Source organism: Thalassotalea sp. PP2-459 (assembly GCF_001913705.1).
GTDB lineage: Bacteria > Pseudomonadota > Gammaproteobacteria > Enterobacterales > Alteromonadaceae > Thalassotalea_C > Thalassotalea_C hakodatensis.
In genome coordinates, this window is sequence record NZ_MKQD01000063.1 from 1 (window position 1) to 17616 (window position 17616).

At 40.3% G+C, this 17616-nt stretch carries 13 protein-coding genes and 1 tRNA gene; 13 read left to right on the forward strand and 1 reads right to left on the reverse strand.

All coding sequences use genetic code 11. The features are described from left to right. Positions 1-185: 185 nt before the first annotated feature. A complete protein-coding gene (locus BI291_RS14750; protein WP_074499538.1) occupies positions 186-815 on the reverse strand; it encodes an OmpA family protein in 630 nt (209 codons plus the stop codon). 487 nt (positions 816-1302) lie between these two features. On the opposite strand from BI291_RS14750, the gene BI291_RS14755 reads away from it, so the two are divergent. The 13 genes from BI291_RS14755 to BI291_RS14815 form a co-directional block, all read left to right on the forward strand. After that, a tRNA-Trp gene (locus BI291_RS14755) sits at positions 1303-1379 on the forward strand. A gap of 89 nt (positions 1380-1468) precedes the next feature. Beyond that, on the forward strand, positions 1469-1849 hold the full coding sequence (secE, locus tag BI291_RS14760; protein WP_074499539.1) for a preprotein translocase subunit SecE: 381 nt from the start codon (positions 1469-1471) through the stop codon (positions 1847-1849). 2 nt (positions 1850-1851) lie between these two features. Then, on the forward strand, positions 1852-2430 hold the full coding sequence (nusG, locus tag BI291_RS14765) for a transcription termination/antitermination protein NusG (protein WP_074499540.1): 579 nt from the start codon (positions 1852-1854) through the stop codon (positions 2428-2430). A gap of 370 nt (positions 2431-2800) precedes the next feature. Beyond that, positions 2801-3229 carry a 50S ribosomal protein L11 gene (rplK, locus tag BI291_RS14770; RefSeq protein ID WP_074499541.1) on the forward strand — a complete coding sequence of 143 codons (429 nt, stop codon included), beginning with the start codon at positions 2801-2803 and terminating at the stop codon, positions 3227-3229. 2 nt (positions 3230-3231) lie between these two features. Beyond that, positions 3232-3927 carry a 50S ribosomal protein L1 gene (rplA, locus tag BI291_RS14775; RefSeq protein ID WP_074499542.1) on the forward strand — a complete coding sequence of 232 codons (696 nt, stop codon included), beginning with the start codon at positions 3232-3234 and terminating at the stop codon, positions 3925-3927. A 256-nt stretch (positions 3928-4183) separates the two neighbouring features. Next, positions 4184-4678, forward strand: coding sequence for a 50S ribosomal protein L10 (gene rplJ / locus BI291_RS14780; protein ID WP_074499543.1), 495 nt, complete (start codon positions 4184-4186; stop codon positions 4676-4678). An 84-nt stretch (positions 4679-4762) separates the two neighbouring features. Beyond that, positions 4763-5131 (forward strand): 50S ribosomal protein L7/L12, encoded by a 369-nt coding sequence (gene rplL / locus BI291_RS14785; RefSeq protein WP_074499544.1) that lies wholly within the window; start codon positions 4763-4765, stop codon positions 5129-5131. Between the two features lie 281 nt (positions 5132-5412). Then, positions 5413-9441, forward strand: coding sequence for a DNA-directed RNA polymerase subunit beta (gene rpoB / locus BI291_RS14790; RefSeq protein WP_074499545.1), 4029 nt, complete (start codon positions 5413-5415; stop codon positions 9439-9441). A 90-nt stretch (positions 9442-9531) separates the two neighbouring features. Next, positions 9532-13752, forward strand: a complete 4221-nt coding sequence (gene rpoC, locus BI291_RS14795; protein WP_074499546.1) for a DNA-directed RNA polymerase subunit beta' — start codon at positions 9532-9534, stop codon at positions 13750-13752. A gap of 346 nt (positions 13753-14098) precedes the next feature. Continuing rightward, entirely contained in the window at positions 14099-14473 is a 375-nt protein-coding gene (rpsL, locus tag BI291_RS14800) for a 30S ribosomal protein S12 (RefSeq protein ID WP_074499547.1), read from the forward strand. A gap of 84 nt (positions 14474-14557) precedes the next feature. Continuing rightward, on the forward strand, positions 14558-15031 hold the full coding sequence (rpsG, locus tag BI291_RS14805) for a 30S ribosomal protein S7 (protein WP_074499548.1): 474 nt from the start codon (positions 14558-14560) through the stop codon (positions 15029-15031). A gap of 163 nt (positions 15032-15194) precedes the next feature. After that, positions 15195-17306, forward strand: a complete 2112-nt coding sequence (fusA, locus tag BI291_RS14810) for an elongation factor G (RefSeq protein ID WP_074499549.1) — start codon at positions 15195-15197, stop codon at positions 17304-17306. Between the two features lie 215 nt (positions 17307-17521). Then, positions 17522-17616: GTP-binding protein (locus BI291_RS14815; protein WP_018694456.1), on the forward strand; the 95-nt coding region annotated here is incomplete at its 3' end.

Sequence of the window (17616 nt, forward strand, 5' to 3'; positions counted from 1 at the left end):
GTAGGTGCTGGTGTTGTTTCTAAGATCATCGACTAATATCGATATCTAGTTCACATCGAACATCTAAAAAAGGTCGCGTCAGCGGCCTTTTTTGCATTTAAGTTCTGGCAGCTTCACGGAGTTCCGAGATTAAAGGGTTCAGGTACAATTAACCTTGCGATTAAATTGTACTTAACCCTTTAATTTTAAGCTTTATTTGGGATGATTTGAATTTCAACGCGACGATTTAAAGCGCGATTGCTGGCACTATTATTATTGGCAATCGGCATTGTTTCCCCGTATCCGGTTACTTTTAAGCGTGATGCTATAATATTTTTTTGTACTAGATAGTTTTTAACGCTACTGGCTCTTTTTAAAGAGAGTTCCTGATTATATTGACTAGCGCCGGTACTATCCGTATGCCCTTCAATACTTAACAAAGTTTTTTCATACTTATTAAGAACCTTCGCGATATCATTTAATGTGTTATGAAAGCCGCTGGAGATATAAGATTGATCGGTAGCGAAAGTAATGTTTGAAGGCATTACTAAGCGAATATTGTCACCTTCTCTTACAACATCAATACCAGAGCCTGACAATTCTTCTCTAAACTCTTCTTCTTGTTTATCCATATAGTTGCCAATAGCGGCACCTGCAATAGCACCAATAGCCGCCCCCCAAACTAACCGTTTATCTTTATGGTTACTGGTTGATTTACCTAACACTGCCCCAGCAACAGCACCAATAGCAGCTCCTTTCTCTGTGTTAGTGGATGCACAACCAGACATGATTATTGATAGAGAAACAAGCGGAAAAAGAAGTTTTTTGGTTAGCATATTTGTACCTCATAGATGAATTGAAAATAATTAAATGCGTTAGATATAAAAGTTTGAACTTAGTAATAGAACAGTAAAATACTCAACAAAAATAAGTTTAACGTTAGTAGGTAAACATAGTGATAGAGTCTGCAACTAACAAGTCTATTGTTGATATTAACTTTGTGTACATTGTGATGATGTTAAGCTTAATTGACGCTGAACAATGAGTGACGTATACGATGGTAGATGCCGTGCTAACTTTGGTATTAACATGATTTAATGTTTTAACATTAATGCTTTATTTTATTTCTTCACTCACTTTCTCATATCAATTGAGGTAATTTGGTAAATAAAGTGAACAACTACGAGGAATGACTTTCATAGACAAGCAATAATTTACTTGAGTAAATAGATTGACTCAGTATAATACCCCTCTCTTTTCTTGAGTATCTCTTAATTTCCCAAAGCAAAATAAGACCTACCCAAGATAAGTGTATATTTTTGAAGGGGTATAGTTCCAATTGGTAGAACAGCGGTCTCCAAAACCGACGGTTGGGAGTTCGAATCTCTCTACCCCTGCCAAATTACTTATGTGGCCCTTGAAAAGGCCTAGATCATACTTATGTTATATGACATAAGATCATGGATCAGACAATATTACAGGTAAAGTTATGAATGCAAGTACAGAAAACCAAGAAAGTGGTTCTCTAGATTCATTAAAGTGGATAGTCGTTATACTCATTTTAGCTGGTGCAGTTGTAGGAAACTACATATACGGTGACCAGTCTGTATTAATACGTGCGGTTGCCGTTGTTACAGCTGTTGTAGTTGCTGGCTTTATTGCTGCGCAAACAGTGAAAGGTCGAAATGCGATTATTTTCGCGAAAGAAGCGCGCACTGAAACGAGAAAAGTTGTATGGCCTACACGTCAAGAAGCTGTACAAACAACAGGTATCGTTCTAGTTGCTACTTTATTTATGTCTTTAGTGCTATGGGGTTTAGATACCGTACTATTTGAAGTTGTCGGCTTTATTACTGGATTACAGGTGTAATTATGTCTGAAGAAAATAATGTAACAGAAACACCGAGCACTAATAGTAACCCAAAGTTACGTTGGTATGTGGTTCAAGCATTTTCTGGTTATGAAGCAAGAGTGCAAAAAACATTGCTTGAGCACATTGAAATTCATGGCTTAGAAGAAAAGTTTGGCCAAATATTAGTACCAACAGAAGAAGTAGTGGAAATGCGTGCAGGTCAAAAGCGTAAGTCTGCTCGAAAATTTTTTCCTGGTTACGTACTTGTTGAAATGGCAATGGACGAAGAAGCATGGCACTTAGTTAAAAGTGTACCGCGCGTACTAGGCTTTATTGGTGGTACGTCAGACCGTCCTATGCCAATAACTCAAAAAGAAGCAGATCGTATTCTTCAACGTATTGAAGAAACCGATGCGCCTAAGCCTAAAACATTGTTTGAACCAGGTGAAGTGGTACGAGTTATTGATGGACCTTTTGCTGACTTTAATGGTGTGGTTGAAGAGCTTGATTACGAGAAGAACCGCATTAAAGTGTCGGTGTTAATCTTTGGTCGTTCTACGCCGGTTGACCTAGAGTTCTCTCAAGTAGAAAAAGGCTAAATTTGACGTTATAAATAGCGTTTAAACTGTATTGTCTTCAATATTTTTTAATCGCGTATTAGCTATACGCTTATTGCAAAATATTTCGACGGCTTTGTTTAAAAACCATTATATAGCCAAATGAATAGTAAATTGAAAATGCTCGCTTTTGCGGGCATTTTTGCTTTTTATGATGCAATTACTATTTAATGCTTGAAACCTGACCAGTGATTACTTTATAATCCGCTGCCGTTTTTATTTGTACAAACGAGAGTTAGTACTAAAAGCGCAAAATTATTAACCCACGGGGAGCTAACACTTGCCATATATTAGGTTAGGTGTAGTGTTCGGAAGAACTAGCGATAATACCCATAAATTAAGGTAATTAAAGATGGCTAAAAAAGTCGAAGCTTTAATCAAGCTACAAGTAGCTGCTGGTGCAGCTAACCCGTCACCTCCTGTTGGTCCAGCACTTGGTCAACACGGTGTGAACATCATGGAATTCTGTAAGGCGTTTAACGCAAAAACAGACTCTTTAGAAAAAGGCGCTCCTGTACCAGTAGTAATTACTGTATACAACGATCGTTCTTTTACGTTCGAAACAAAAACTCCACCTGCTTCTTATTTACTTAAGAAAGCGGCTGGCATCAAGTCAGGTTCAGGTCGCCCTAACACGGAAAAAGTTGGTACAGTAACACGTGCACAACTTGAAGAAATTGTTAAGACTAAAGAACCAGATTTAACAGCAGGTTCTATGGACGCTGCAGTACGTACTATCGCGGGTTCTGCTCGTGCAATGGGTTTAGTGGTAGAGGACTAATCATGACTAAATTATCAAAGCGCGCTCGTCTTATTCGTGAAAAAGTAGACGTATTAAAAGATTATGAAATCAACGAAGCATTAGCTCTTTTGAAAGAATTAGCAACCGCTAAATTCAAAGAAAGCGTTGATGTAGCTGTTAACTTGGGCATTGACGCTCGTAAATCAGACCAAAACGTTCGTGGCGCAACTGTATTACCACATGGTACAGGCCGTGAAGTTCGTGTTGCTGTATTTACACAAGGCGCAAATGCTGACAAAGCTAAAGAAGCTGGTGCAGACATCGTAGGTATGGACGACCTTGCTGAGCAAGTAAAAGCAGGCCAAATGGATTTTGACGTAGTTATTGCTACGCCAGATGCAATGCGTGTTGTTGGTCAGTTAGGTCAAATCTTAGGTCCACGTGGCCTTATGCCTAACCCGAAAGTTGGTACAGTAACACCTGACGTTGTTACAGCAGTTAACAATGCTAAAGCTGGTCAAATTCGTTACCGTAACGACAAAAACGGCATCATCCATACTACGATTGGTAAGGTTGATTTCGATGACGCTAAGTTACAAGAAAACTTAGAAGCATTATTGGAAGCGCTTAAGAAAGCAAAACCAGCAAATGCTAAAGGTCAATTTATTAAGAAAATTTCAGTATCAACTACAATGGGCGCTGGTGTAACAGTTGACCAAGGTAGCTTAGCACTTTAATTTTCAGTAAGGCATGGTTCATGCTTTACTTGGGGCGAGTTATCAACTATAATTTCGCCCCTTAAATTTTGGTAGGTGCTGTGGAAACAGCCCCGTCAAAGACCGTAGGGGTAGCGATAGTTACTTAATATTTCCTACGTAGATGGTGATTACCCAGATATTTCCTTAAATTTTCTGGCTTCGCCGTAAAAAAATCCCAAGTTTACTTGGGGAGAAGTTAATACCGGATATCCGGTTGAACCAGGAGTTAAAGCCCATGGCTATCAATCTTGATGACAAAAAAGCAATTGTTGCTGAAGTTCAAGAAGCTGCCGAAGGCGCTCTTTCAGCTGTTATCGCAGATTCACGCGGTGTAACAGTTGACGCAATTACTGCTTTACGTGCTACTGCACGTGAAAACGGTGTGTGGATGAAAGTTGTTCGTAACACTTTAGCCCGCCGTGCAGTTGAAGGTACTTCGTTTGATTGTCTTGCAGACAATTTTATCGGTCCTTCATTAATTGCATTTTCTAGCGAGCATCCAGGTGCTGCTGCACGTATTTTTAGTGATTTCGCAAAAGAAAATGATGCGTTTGAATTAAAAGCAGCTGCATATGAAGGCGAAGTTGTAGATGTACAGTTACTTGCTAAGTTACCTACATACGACGAAGCAATTGCACGCTTAATGAGCGCAATGAAAGAAGCATCGGCTGGCAAGCTTGTCCGTACGATTGCTGCAGTTCGCGATCAGAAAGAGCAAGAAGCGGCATAATCGTTGTGATACAACATACGCTTTTTGAATTTATAGTTATTACACAGCCTTTTAAGTGGCTGTCATTAAAACAGGAAATTAAAAATGTCTATTTCTAAAGACGATATCCTAAATGCTATTGCTGAAATGTCAGTAATGGACGTAGTTGAATTAGTAGAAGCAATGGAAGAGAAATTCGGTGTTTCTGCTGCTGCTGCTGTAGCTGTTGCTGGCGATGCTGGTGGTGCTGCTGCTGAAGAGCAAACAGAATTCGACGTAATCTTAACAAGTTTCGGCGACAAGAAAGTTGGCGTAATTAAAGCAGTACGTGGTGCTACAGGTCTAGGTCTTAAAGAAGCTAAAGAGCTTGTTGAAGGCGCACCTAAAGCAATCAAAGAAGGCATTGATAAAGCAGAAGCAGAAGCTCTTAAAGAAGAACTTGAAGCTGCAGGCGCTTCTATTGAACTTAAGTAATCTGTTTAATCACAGATTATTTGCCTGAAAAGGCACTGGCTGGTGATTTAAACGTCACCGGCCTTTTTGCGCTAAAGAATATCGTTTTTTAAATTACCAATAAATTAGGTTTTTTTTTAAACGAAAACAGTGCATTATTTAATGTGAAAGCATTACAGCAATACCCTGTCTGATACCAATTGGATTAGGTAAGTGGTCATAAAAAGAAAAGTTGATCAATTATTTAGTCCAATTGGTATTTTTAGGCAGATTCGGCCATAACCAGCAAGCTGAGGAACCCCATGGTTTACTCTTATTCTGAGAAGAAACGAATTCGAAAGGATTTTGGTAAAAGCGCGCAAGTAATGGATTATCCGTTCTTGTTATCTATCCAGCTCGGATCTTTTCGTAAGTTTATTGATGTTGATCCGGCAGGCGAAACCGGTTTAGAAGCAGCGTTTCGTTCTATTTTTCCAATCAAAGCCTACTCAGGTAGTTCTGAATTACAATATGTCAGTTACCGATTAGGTGAACCCTTATTTGATGTAAAAGAATGTCAAATACGTGGTGTAACATATTCTGCGCCATTACGCGTAAAATTACGTTTAGTCATTTATGACAAAGAGGCGCCAGCGGGTACTGTCAAAGATATCAAAGAACAAGAAGTATATATGGGTGAAATCCCATTAATGACAGATAACGGTACATTTGTCATCAATGGTACTGAGCGTGTTATTGTTTCGCAATTACACCGTTCACCTGGTGTATTTTTCGATCATGATAAAGGTAAGACACACTCTTCAGGTAAGGTGCTTTATAATGCACGTGTTATTCCTTATCGTGGTTCTTGGTTAGATTTCGAATTTGATCCTAAAGATAATCTTTTTGTACGAATTGACCGTCGTCGTAAATTACCGGCATCAATCATATTACGTGCACTTGAGTTTAGTACTGAAGAAATTTTAGATATTTTCTACGATACAACAGGTTACGAAATTAAAGGCGACAAGTTAATTATGGAACTTGTGCCTGAAAGATTACGTGGTGAAACCGCTATATTTGACATTAAAATGCCAAATGGTGACGTGCTTGTTGAACAAGGTCGTCGTATCACTGCTCGTCATATTCGTGCACTATCAAAAGAAAAGGTATCTGAGCTTGAAGTTCCGGCTGACTATATCGTTGGCAAAGTACTTTCTAAAGCTTACGTTGATGAATCAACGGGTGAAGTGATCGCAGAAGCGAATGCTGAATTAACCTTAGAGTTATTAGCGGAATTAAGCCAAGCAGGTCATAAGCAAATTTCTACTCTATATATGAACGAATTTGATGTTGGTTCATATATGTCTGATACCGTACGTATCGATACAACATCTAATCGCTTAGAAGCGCTTGTTGAAATATATCGTATGATGCGACCAGGCGAGCCACCAACAAAAGATGCGGCAGAAGCTTTGTTTGCTAACTTATTCTTTTCATTAGAGCGTTATGACTTATCAACGGTAGGTCGTATGAAGTTCAACCGTCGTGTTGGTCTTGATGATGAAGTGGGTGAAGGTACGCTATCGAAAGAAGATATTATTAAGGTGATGAAAACCTTAATCGGTATTCGCGATGGTAAAGGTGAAGTAGATGACATCGATCATCTAGGTAACCGTCGTATTCGCTCTGTAGGTGAAATGGCAGAAAACCAATTCCGCGTTGGTCTTGTACGTGTTGAGCGTGCAGTACGTGAGCGTTTATCACTTGGTGATTTAGACGCAGTGATGCCACAAGATTTAATTAACGCTAAGCCTATCTCGGCAGCGGTTAAAGAATTCTTTGGTTCGTCACAATTGTCACAATTTATGGACCAAAACAACCCGCTATCAGAAGTAACGCATAAGCGTCGTATTTCTGCGTTAGGCCCGGGTGGTTTAACACGTGAACGTGCAGGCTTCGAAGTACGTGACGTACATCCAACACATTATGGCCGTGTTTGTCCGATTGAGACCCCTGAAGGTCCAAACATCGGTTTGATTAACTCGCTATCATGTTATGCACGTACAAACGATTATGGCTTTTTAGAAACGCCTTATCGTCGTGTTGTTGATGGTTTAATCACAGACGATGTTGATTATTTATCTGCAATCGAAGAAGGTAACTTCGTGATTGCACAATCAAATGCTGCGCGTGATGACTCAAACAGACTAACTGACGAACTTGTTAACTGTCGCCATAAAAACGAATTTACGTTAATGGCTGCTGAGCACATTCAGTACATGGATGTATCTCCACAACAAATCGTATCAGTAGCTGCATCGCTTATTCCATTCCTAGAGCATGATGATGCTAACCGTGCCTTGATGGGCTCGAACATGCAACGTCAAGCCGTTCCAACGTTAAAAGTGGACAAACCGCTTGTTGGTACAGGTATGGAAAAAATCGTAGCGGTTGATTCAGGTGTAACAGCTGTTGCCAAACGTGGTGGTGTTATCGACTACGTAGATGCTTCTCGTATTGTTGTTAAAGTAAATGAAGATGAAATGGTGCCTGGTGAAGCAGGTATTGATATTTATAACTTAAACAAATACACACGTTCTAACCAAAATACGTGTATTAACCAACGTCCAACAGTGCGTAAAGATGAGCCTGTTATTCGTGGTGACGTATTAGCTGATGGTCCATCTACTGATTTAGGTGAATTAGCACTTGGTCAAAACATGCGCTTAGCGTTCATGCCTTGGAATGGTTACAACTTTGAGGATTCAATGTTGTTATCTGAGCGTGTCGTTCAAGAAGATCGTTTTACAACCATTCATATTCAAGAATTAAGCTGTATTGCTCGTGATACTAAATTAGGTGCAGAAGAAATTACGTCTGATATTCCTAATGTTGGTGAATCAGCATTAAGTAAACTTGATGAATCAGGTGTTGTGTATATTGGTGCTGAAGTTAAAGGCGGCGATATCTTAGTTGGTAAAGTTACGCCAAAAGGTGAAACACAACTAACACCAGAAGAAAAACTACTTCGCGCAATTTTTGGTGAAAAAGCAGCTGACGTTAAAGACAGTTCATTACGTGTACCTAACTCTGTATCAGGTACCATTATTGATGTACAAATCTTTACTCGTGACGGTGTTGAAAAAGACAAACGAGCTGTAGAAATTGAAGAAATGCAGCTTAAAGAAGTGAAGAAAGATTTAGGCGACGAATTTTCTATCTTAGAAGATGGTATATACGCTCGTGCTAAGAAACTTCTACTTTCAGCAGGTCTTAACGAATCAGATCTTAACAGCATGTCTCGCGACAAGTGGTTAGTTCAAAACCTTGCTAGCGAAGATCAACAATCTGAACTAGAGCAAATCGCTGAGCAATACGACAATATTAAAGCTGATTTCGATAAGAAATATGAAATTAAGCGTCGTAAGATCACACAAGGTGATGACTTAGCACCAGGTGTACTTAAGATTGTTAAAGTATATCTTGCGGTTAAACGTCGTATTCAGCCAGGTGATAAAATGGCCGGCCGTCATGGTAACAAAGGTGTAATTTCAAACGTTGTACCTGTAGAAGATATGCCATATGACGAAAACGGTGTGCCGGTTGATATCGTATTGAACCCATTAGGTGTTCCTTCACGTATGAACATCGGTCAAATCTTGGAAACTCACTTAGGTATGGCGGCACGCGGTATCGGTGAAAAGATTAACCGCATGCTTGAAGAGCAACGCGAAATTGCGAAGTTAAGAAGCTTCTTAAAAGAAGTGTATGAGCTTGGTGATTCTCGTCAAGAAGTCGATATTGATAACTTCTCTGATGATGAAATTATGCGATTAGCCGATAATCTACGTGCAGGTTTACCAATTGCTACTCCGGTATTTGATGGTGCGCAAGAAGGCGAAATTAAAGAATTGTTCCGCCTTGCTGATATGCCAGAAAGTGGCCAGTTTAACTTAACTGATGGTCGTACAGGTCGCCGCTTTGAGCGTCCAGTAACGGTCGGTTACATGTACATGTTAAAACTAAATCACTTAGTAGACGACAAAATGCATGCGCGTTCAACGGGTTCATACAGCTTAGTTACTCAGCAACCGTTGGGTGGTAAAGCACAATTCGGTGGTCAGCGTTTCGGTGAGATGGAAGTATGGGCATTAGAAGCATATGGTGCTGCTTATACCCTACAAGAAATGTTGACGGTGAAGTCTGATGACGTAAATGGTCGTACTAAAATGTACAAAAACCTTGTTGATGGCGACCATCGTATGGAACCAGGTATTCCTGAGTCGTTCAATGTACTACTTAAAGAGATCCGCTCGTTAGGTATTAACATTGAGTTAGACGAAGAATAAACGGTCGAGTATTTAGCTGAGCAAATCAGTAAGCGAAGAAGGTAGTTAACCTACCTTCTTCTCAAGATTAACTCCGACAGGAGATAGAGTGTGAAAGATTTACTTAAGTTTCTTAAGCAACAAAATCAAACTGAAGAATTCGATGGTATTCGCATCGGGTTAGCTTCGTCAGATATGATCCGCTCTTGGTCATATGGTGAAGTGAAAAAGCCAGAAACAATTAACTATCGTACGTTCAAACCAGAACGTGATGGTTTGTTTTGTGCGCGTATCTTTGGCCCAGTAAAAGATTATGAATGTCTTTGTGGTAAATATAAGCGTTTAAAGCATCGTGGTGTTATTTGTGAAAAATGTGGCGTTGAAGTTACATTAACTAAAGTTCGTCGTGACCGTATGGGCCATATCGAACTAGCAAGCCCTGTTGCACATATTTGGTTTTTGAAATCATTACCTTCACGTATTGGTCTTTTATTAGACATGACATTACGTGACATTGAACGTGTACTATATTTTGAATCATACGTGGTCACTGAACCAGGTATGACAACGTTAGAAAAAAGCCAAATTCTTACCGAAGAAGAGTACTTAGATGCACTTGAAGAACACGGTGATGAATTTGATGCACTTATGGGTGCTGAAGCTGTTTTAGCGTTATTAAAGCAAATTGACCTTGAAGGTGAAGTTGCACAAATGCGTGAAGAGTTACCAGAGATTGGTAGTGAAACTAAACGCAAGAAAATAACGAAACGTTTAAAATTAATGGAAGCGTTTGCGCAATCAGGTAACAAGCCAGAATGGATGATCATGTCTGTGCTTCCAATTCTACCGCCTGATTTACGTCCATTAGTACCGCTTGATGGCGGGCGTTTTGCTACGTCTGACTTGAACGACTTATACCGTCGTGTAATTAACCGTAATAATCGTTTGAAGCGTCTATTAGATTTAGTTGCACCAGATATTATCGTACGTAACGAAAAACGTATGTTGCAAGAATCAGTTGATGCCTTATTAGATAATGGTCGTCGTGGTCGTGCAATTACAGGTTCTAACAAACGTCCATTGAAATCACTTGCTGACATGATTAAAGGTAAGCAAGGTCGTTTCCGTCAAAACCTTTTAGGTAAGCGTGTTGATTATTCTGGTCGTTCTGTAATTACCGTTGGTCCAACGTTACGTCTACACCAATGTGGTCTTCCTAAGAAAATGGCACTTGAGTTATTTAAGCCATTCATCTACGGAAAATTAGAAGCACGCGGTTTAGCAACAACGATTAAAGCAGCGAAGAAATTAGTAGAACGCGAAGGTGCAGAAGTTTGGGATGTATTAGACGAAGTTATTCGTGAACACCCAGTATTACTAAACCGTGCACCAACACTACATAGATTAGGTATCCAAGCATTCGAACCGGTACTTATCGAAGGTAAAGCAATTCATTTACATCCATTAGTTTGTGCGGCGTATAACGCTGACTTCGATGGTGACCAAATGGCTGTTCACGTTCCGTTAACGATTGAAGCACAATTAGAAGCACGCTCGTTGATGATGTCAACGAACAACGTGTTATCACCAGCTAACGGTGACCCAATAATTGTTCCTTCACAAGATGTTGTATTAGGTCTTTATTACCTAACACGCTCACGTGTTAACGCGCTTGGCGAAGGTATGGTGTTTGCTGATACGAAAGAAGCAGAAAAAGCCTATCGTACTGACGCTGCTGATTTACACGCACGGGTAAAAATTCGTATTACAGAGCATATTCGGAATGACGAAGGCGAACTAGTTGCTAAAACAACGTTACGTGATACTACCGTTGGTCGAGCTATTTTATGGCAAGTATGTCCAAGAGGACTACCGTATGAATTAATTGATCAACCACTTGGTAAAAAACCAATTTCGCGTTTGATCAACCATGCATATCGTAATCTTGGCTTAAAAGACACAGTAATCTTTGCTGACCATATTATGTATACAGGTTTCCATTATGCGATGGTTGCTGGTGCATCAGTTGGTATCGATGATATGGTCATTCCAGATGAGAAATACACCATCATTGATAGTGCAGAAGAAGAAGTTACTGAGATTCAAACACAGTTTGATCAAGGTCTTGTGACTGCTGGTGAGAAATACAACAAAGTTATCGATATTTGGTCATCTGCAAACGAAAAAGTATCGAAAGCAATGATGGACAACTTGTCAAAAGAACAAGTTAAAAACCGTGATGGTGAAATGGAAGAACAAGATTCTTTCAACTCTATCTACATGATGGCTGACTCAGGTGCTCGTGGTAGTGCCGCTCAGATACGTCAGTTGGCTGGTATGCGTGGTCTAATGGCGAAACCAGATGGTTCAATCATTGAAACACCTATTACCGCTAACTTCCGCGAAGGTTTGAATGTACTTCAGTACTTCATCTCAACTCACGGTGCGCGTAAAGGTCTTGCCGATACGGCTCTTAAAACGGCTAACTCTGGTTACTTAACACGTCGTCTAGTTGATGTTGCACAAGATTTAGTGGTAACAGAACCAGATTGTGGCACTGAAGATGGTATCTTAATGACACCACTTATCGAAGGTGGTGATGTAGTTGAACCATTACGTGAACGTGTACTAGGTCGTTCTGTTGCTGAAGATGTATTAATTCCAGGCACAGAGACAGTATTACTTCCACGTAACACATTAATTGATGAAAAATTATGTGATACGTTAGAAGAGCACTCTGTCGATCAAGTAAAAGTGCGTTCTATCATTACGTGTTCAACTGATTTTGGTATATGTGCTCAGTGTTATGGTCGCGACCTTGCACGAGGCCACTTGATTAACCAAGGTGAAGCGATTGGTGTTGTAGCAGCACAATCAATTGGTGAACCAGGTACACAGCTTACCATGCGTACGTTCCACATTGGTGGTGCGGCATCAAGAGCGTCAGCTGAAAACAGCGTTCAAGTGAAGAATACTGGTATTTTGAAATTACAAAATGCTAAATTCGTTACCAACTCAGAAAAGAAAATTGTTATTACATCACGCTCAACAGAGCTGACGGTTATTGATGAGTTAGGTCGTGAACGTGAACGTTATAAGGTGCCTTACGGTACTGTGCTTAGTAAAGCTGACGGCGAAGCGATCGAATCTGGCGAAACCGTTGCAAACTGGGACCCGCATACGCATCCAATCATTACGGAAGTAAAAGGTAATATCAAATTTGTTGACCTCGTTGAAGGTTTAACAATGACTCGTCAAACAGATGAGTTAACTGGGTTATCTAGCATCGTAGTGACAGATCCTAGTCAACGTAGCTCAGCGGGTAAAGAAATGCGCCCAATGGTTAAATTAGTTGATGCTAAAGGTAACGATGTAATGATTGCAGGTACTGATATTCCAGCGCAATATTTCTTACCTGGCAACGCAATTGTAAACCTGGAAGATAACAGTGAAGTTAATATCGGTGATGCGTTAGCACGTATTCCTCAAGAGTCGTCGAAAACGCGTGATATTACCGGTGGTCTTCCACGAGTTGCTGACTTATTTGAAGCACGTAAACCTAAAGAACCTGCTATTCTTGCAGAGAAAACAGGTATTATCGGCTTTGGTAAAGAAACGAAAGGTAAACGTCGTTTATTAATTACGCAGCCAGACGGTGTTGTATACGAAGAGATGATCCCTAAATGGCGTCAACTTAACGTATTCGAAGGTGAGTCTGTTCAGAAAGGTGAAGTTATTGCCGATGGTCCAGAGTCTCCGCATGATATTCTACGTTTACGTGGTGTTGCACCTGTTGCAAACTACATTGTTAACGAAGTACAAGATGTATACCGTTTACAAGGTGTAAAAATCAACGATAAGCACATTGAAGTTATCGTGCGTCAAATGATTCGCAAGTGTGAGATCTTAGATGCTGGTGATTCAGAGTTCCTTAAAGGTGAACAACTTGAAGTTGCTCGTGTGCGCATAGCTAACCGTGAGTTAGAAGCAGAAGGTAAACGCCCTGCTGAATTTGATATTCAAATGATGGGTATCACGAAAGCATCACTTGCAACGGAATCGTTTATTTCTGCGGCATCGTTCCAAGAAACAACACGTGTATTAACCGAAGCTGCTGTAAGCGGTAAGAAAGATACGCTACGTGGCTTGAAAGAGAACGTTATTGTTGGTCGCTTGATTCCTGCGGGTACTGGTTATGCTTATCACCAAGAACGTGCACGTAGCCGTGCTGTTGAAGTGGAAGAAGAAGTAACAGTATCTGCTGATGAAGCAGCACAAGCATTAACAGATGCATTGAATGCTGATTTAGAAGCAGGAAACGCTGACGATTAATCGTTAACAACGTTTAAGTAAAAACCGTCCATGGCAACATGGGCGGTTTTTTTGTCTTGAATCAGCGAATAATAAAACTTTTCCTACTATTCTGAATAAATAAAATTATTCGCATAAAGAAATGACCACAGGGAAAGGCATGAGCGACATAAGATCCAACAACTGATTAATGATCCTTTTCGGGTTTTCCTTGACAGTGCGCTACAACGCCTTTAGAATTCTGCGACCTTTTATTCTGCGCTAGAAATAGCTCATGAGTTTAAGGGTTGATTTTACACGTTTAAGAGAGTGAATACAGTGATGAAAATCATTGGTATCACAATGTTTTAATTAATCAGGAGCTATAATGGCAACTATTAACCAATTGGTACGTAAACCACGTGTCAGACAAGTACAAAAAAGTAACGTTCCAGCGTTACAAGCTTGTCCACAACGTCGTGGTGTATGTACTCGCGTATATACTACTACGCCTAAAAAACCTAACTCAGCACTACGTAAAGTTGCTCGTGTTCGTTTAACTAACGGCTACGAAGTTACTTCTTACATCGGTGGTGAAGGTCACAACTTACAAGAGCATAGCGTTATCTTAATCCGTGGTGGTCGTGTTAAAGACTTACCTGGTGTACGTTATCATACCGTTCGTGGCGCACTTGATTGTTCAGGTGTTAACGATCGTAGACAAGGCCGTTCTAAGTACGGTGCTAAACGCCCTAAATCTTAACGGTTCTCCGTCAAGTAAGGCCAAACTAACTTTTAATTTTTAATTGTTTTGGGAATACCCTGAAGCTATATCGGAGAATTTAAAATGCCAAGAAGACGCGTCGTTGGGCAACGTAAAATATTGCCAGACCCGAAGTTCGCAAATGAACTATTAGCAAAATTCATCAACATTCTTATGGTTGATGGTAAAAAAGCTGTTGCAGAAAAAATCGTATATGATGCACTAGATCTTTTAGCAGAAAAAAACAACGAGAAAGAACATTTAGAGCTTTTCGAAGAAGCGCTAGATAACATTCGTCCTCAAGTAGAGGTGAAATCTCGTCGTGTTGGTGGTTCAACTTACCAAGTGCCTGTTGAAGTTCGTCCAGTTCGTCGTAATGCGCTAGCCATGCGTTGGTTAGTTGAAGCAGCTCGTAAACGTGGTGAAAAATCAATGGCTCAACGCCTTGCTAACGAGATGTTAGATGCATCTGATAGCAAAGGTTCAGCGGTTAAGAAACGTGAAGACGTTCACCGTATGGCCGAAGCGAACAAAGCGTTCGCTCACTATCGCTGGTAATCACGATAGTAAAAAAATGAACAGCGTAGTTACTTACTTTCATAAAGTAGTAACTACGCTTTTCTACACTAGGCTATAGTTAAATACTTTTAGTGTCAGTCGTAGATAACTAGACATTTGAAATTATTTGAATATATCTTTTAAAGATTAGAGGAATACATTAGTGGCTCGTACAACACCTATAGAGCGTTACCGAAATATTGGTATCTGTGCTCACGTAGATGCAGGTAAAACGACAACAACAGAACGTGTACTTTTTTACACGGGGCTCTCACATAAAATTGGTGAAGTACATGACGGTGCTGCAACAATGGACTGGATGGAGCAAGAGCAGGAACGTGGCATCACGATTACTTCTGCGGCTACTACATGTTTTTGGAAAGGGATGGATGCACAGTTTGATGAGCATCGAATCAATATTATAGATACCCCTGGCCACGTTGATTTCACTATTGAAGTAGAGCGTTCATTGCGTGTGTTAGATGGTGCTGTATTAGTGCTATGTGGCTCATCTGGTGTACAACCTCAAACAGAGACCGTTTGGCGACAAATGGAACGATACGCAGTTCCGCGTATGGTTTTCGTTAATAAAATGGACCGAATGGGCGCTGATTTCTTATCTGTTGTACAGCAAATGAAAGATCGCCTAGGCGCAAACGCGGTGCCAATTCAGCTAGCGATTGGCTCTGAAGAAGATTTTGCCGGTGTTGTTGATCTGATAAAAATGAAGGCAATAAATTGGAATGAAGCTGACCACGGCATGACCTTCACATATGAAGAAATTCCTGCTGACATGCAAGCGCTTGCAGAAGAGTGGCGTGAAAATTTAGTCTCAGAAGCCGCTGAAGCAAATGATGATTTGATGGAAAAATACCTTGAAGAAGGTGATTTATCTGAGCAAGAAATTAAACAAGCGCTTCGTCAGCGTACGCTTGCTAATGAAGTTGTATTAACCGCCTGCGGAAGTGCTTTTAAAAATAAAGGTGTTCAGGCAGTACTCGATTATGTTGTTGAATTTTTACCATCACCTACAGAAGTACAAGCAATTACTGGTATCAATAACGACAAGCAAGAATCAGAAGGTACACGTGAAGCAGATGATAATGCACCGTTTGCTGCACTAGCGTTTAAAATTGCAACTGATCCGTTTGTTGGTACGTTAACATTCTTCCGTGTGTATTCTGGTGTGGTAAAAACCGGAGATAGTGTTTTTAATCCGGTAAAAGGTAAAAAAGAACGCTTTGGTCGTATTGTGCAAATGCACTCGAACGATCGAAAAGAAATTAAAGAAGTTCGTGCAGGTGATATAGCGGCCGCGATTGGATTAAAAGATGTAACGACAGGTGATACGCTTTGTGATACTGCTAATGTGATCACGTTAGAGCGTATGGAGTTTCCTGAGCCGGTAATCTCGATAGCAGTAGAGCCGAAAACAAAAGCCGATCAAGAAAAGATGGGTGTAGCGCTTTCTAAGCTAGCGGCAGAAGATCCTTCATTTAGAGTTGAAACTGACGATGAAACCGGTCAAACCATTATTTCTGGTATGGGTGAACTACATTTAGACATCATTGTCGATCGCATGAAGCGTGAATTTAGTGTCGATTGTAATGTGGGTAAACCGCAAGTTTCTTATCGAGAAACAATTCGCAAGCAAGTTGAAGTGGAAGGTAAGTTTGTTCGCCAATCAGGTGGTAAAGGTCAATACGGCCATGTTTGGCTTAGAATGGAACCTCAAGAAGAAGGTGCAGGTTTTGAGTTTGTTAACGAAATAGTTGGCGGCGCTGTACCTAAAGAATATATTCCTGCAGTTGAAAAAGGCTGTAAAGAACAAATGGATGCTGGTGTACTAGCTGGTTTTCCAATGTTAGACGTAAAAGTTACGCTATATGATGGTTCATTCCATGACGTTGACTCAAATGAGATGGCGTTTAAAGTAGCTGGTTCTATTGGTTTCAGAACAGGGGCTTTAGAAGCAAACCCTGTGATGCTTGAACCAATGATGAAAGTTGAAGTTATTACTCCAGAAGAAAACATGGGTGATGTGGTAGGTGATTTAAATCGTCGCCGTGGCATTATTGATGGTATGGATGAAGGCCCAGCTGGACTCAAAGTTGTTAATGCTTCAGTGCCACTTGCCGAAATGTTTGGTTATGCAACCGATTTACGCAGTGCAACCCAAGGGCGAGCTTCTTACTCTATGGAGTTTAAGCAATATGCAGAAGCGCCTAAAGCGGTGGCAAATTCAATTATTGAAGGGCGCGGAGGCGTTGTTTAGTCATTGGATAAGAAATTTGAGTAGTCGAATTTCGGCTATTCATAATACGACAAGCTCCCAGTGAGTTTGTGATAGGACATAAAGTTTGCTCATTTTTTGACAAGACCGTCCGTCTTGCCTACAATCTAGCACCTTAACTTTGTGTCTTTTACTCTCGCTGAGAGAACAAAATATTAAATTTAAATGTAAGTACTTTCTTTTAAGGTAATTTTAAAATGGCTAAAGAAAAATTTGAACGTTCGAAACCGCACGTTAACGTTGGTACTATCGGTCACGTTGACCACGGTAAAACAACTCTAACTGCTGCTAT

Excerpts from the sequence above, each read along its gene's own strand:
- rplK (WP_074499541.1), top strand. The coding sequence starts at position 2,801 with ATGGCTAAAAAAGTCGAAGCTTTAATCAAGCTACAAGTAGCTGCTGGT.
- rplL (WP_074499544.1), top strand. The coding sequence starts at position 4,763 with ATGTCTATTTCTAAAGACGATATCCTAAATGCTATTGCTGAAATGTCA.
- nusG (WP_074499540.1), top strand. The coding sequence starts at position 1,852 with ATGTCTGAAGAAAATAATGTAACAGAAACACCGAGCACTAATAGTAAC.
- rplJ (WP_074499543.1), top strand. The coding sequence starts at position 4,184 with ATGGCTATCAATCTTGATGACAAAAAAGCAATTGTTGCTGAAGTTCAA.
- BI291_RS14750 (WP_074499538.1), bottom strand. The coding sequence starts at position 815 with ATGCTAACCAAAAAACTTCTTTTTCCGCTTGTTTCTCTATCAATAATC.
- secE (WP_074499539.1), top strand. The coding sequence starts at position 1,469 with ATGAATGCAAGTACAGAAAACCAAGAAAGTGGTTCTCTAGATTCATTA.
- rpsL (WP_074499547.1), top strand. The coding sequence starts at position 14,099 with ATGGCAACTATTAACCAATTGGTACGTAAACCACGTGTCAGACAAGTA.
- rplA (WP_074499542.1), top strand. The coding sequence starts at position 3,232 with ATGACTAAATTATCAAAGCGCGCTCGTCTTATTCGTGAAAAAGTAGAC.
- rpoB (WP_074499545.1), top strand. The coding sequence starts at position 5,413 with ATGGTTTACTCTTATTCTGAGAAGAAACGAATTCGAAAGGATTTTGGT.
- rpsG (WP_074499548.1), top strand. The coding sequence starts at position 14,558 with ATGCCAAGAAGACGCGTCGTTGGGCAACGTAAAATATTGCCAGACCCG.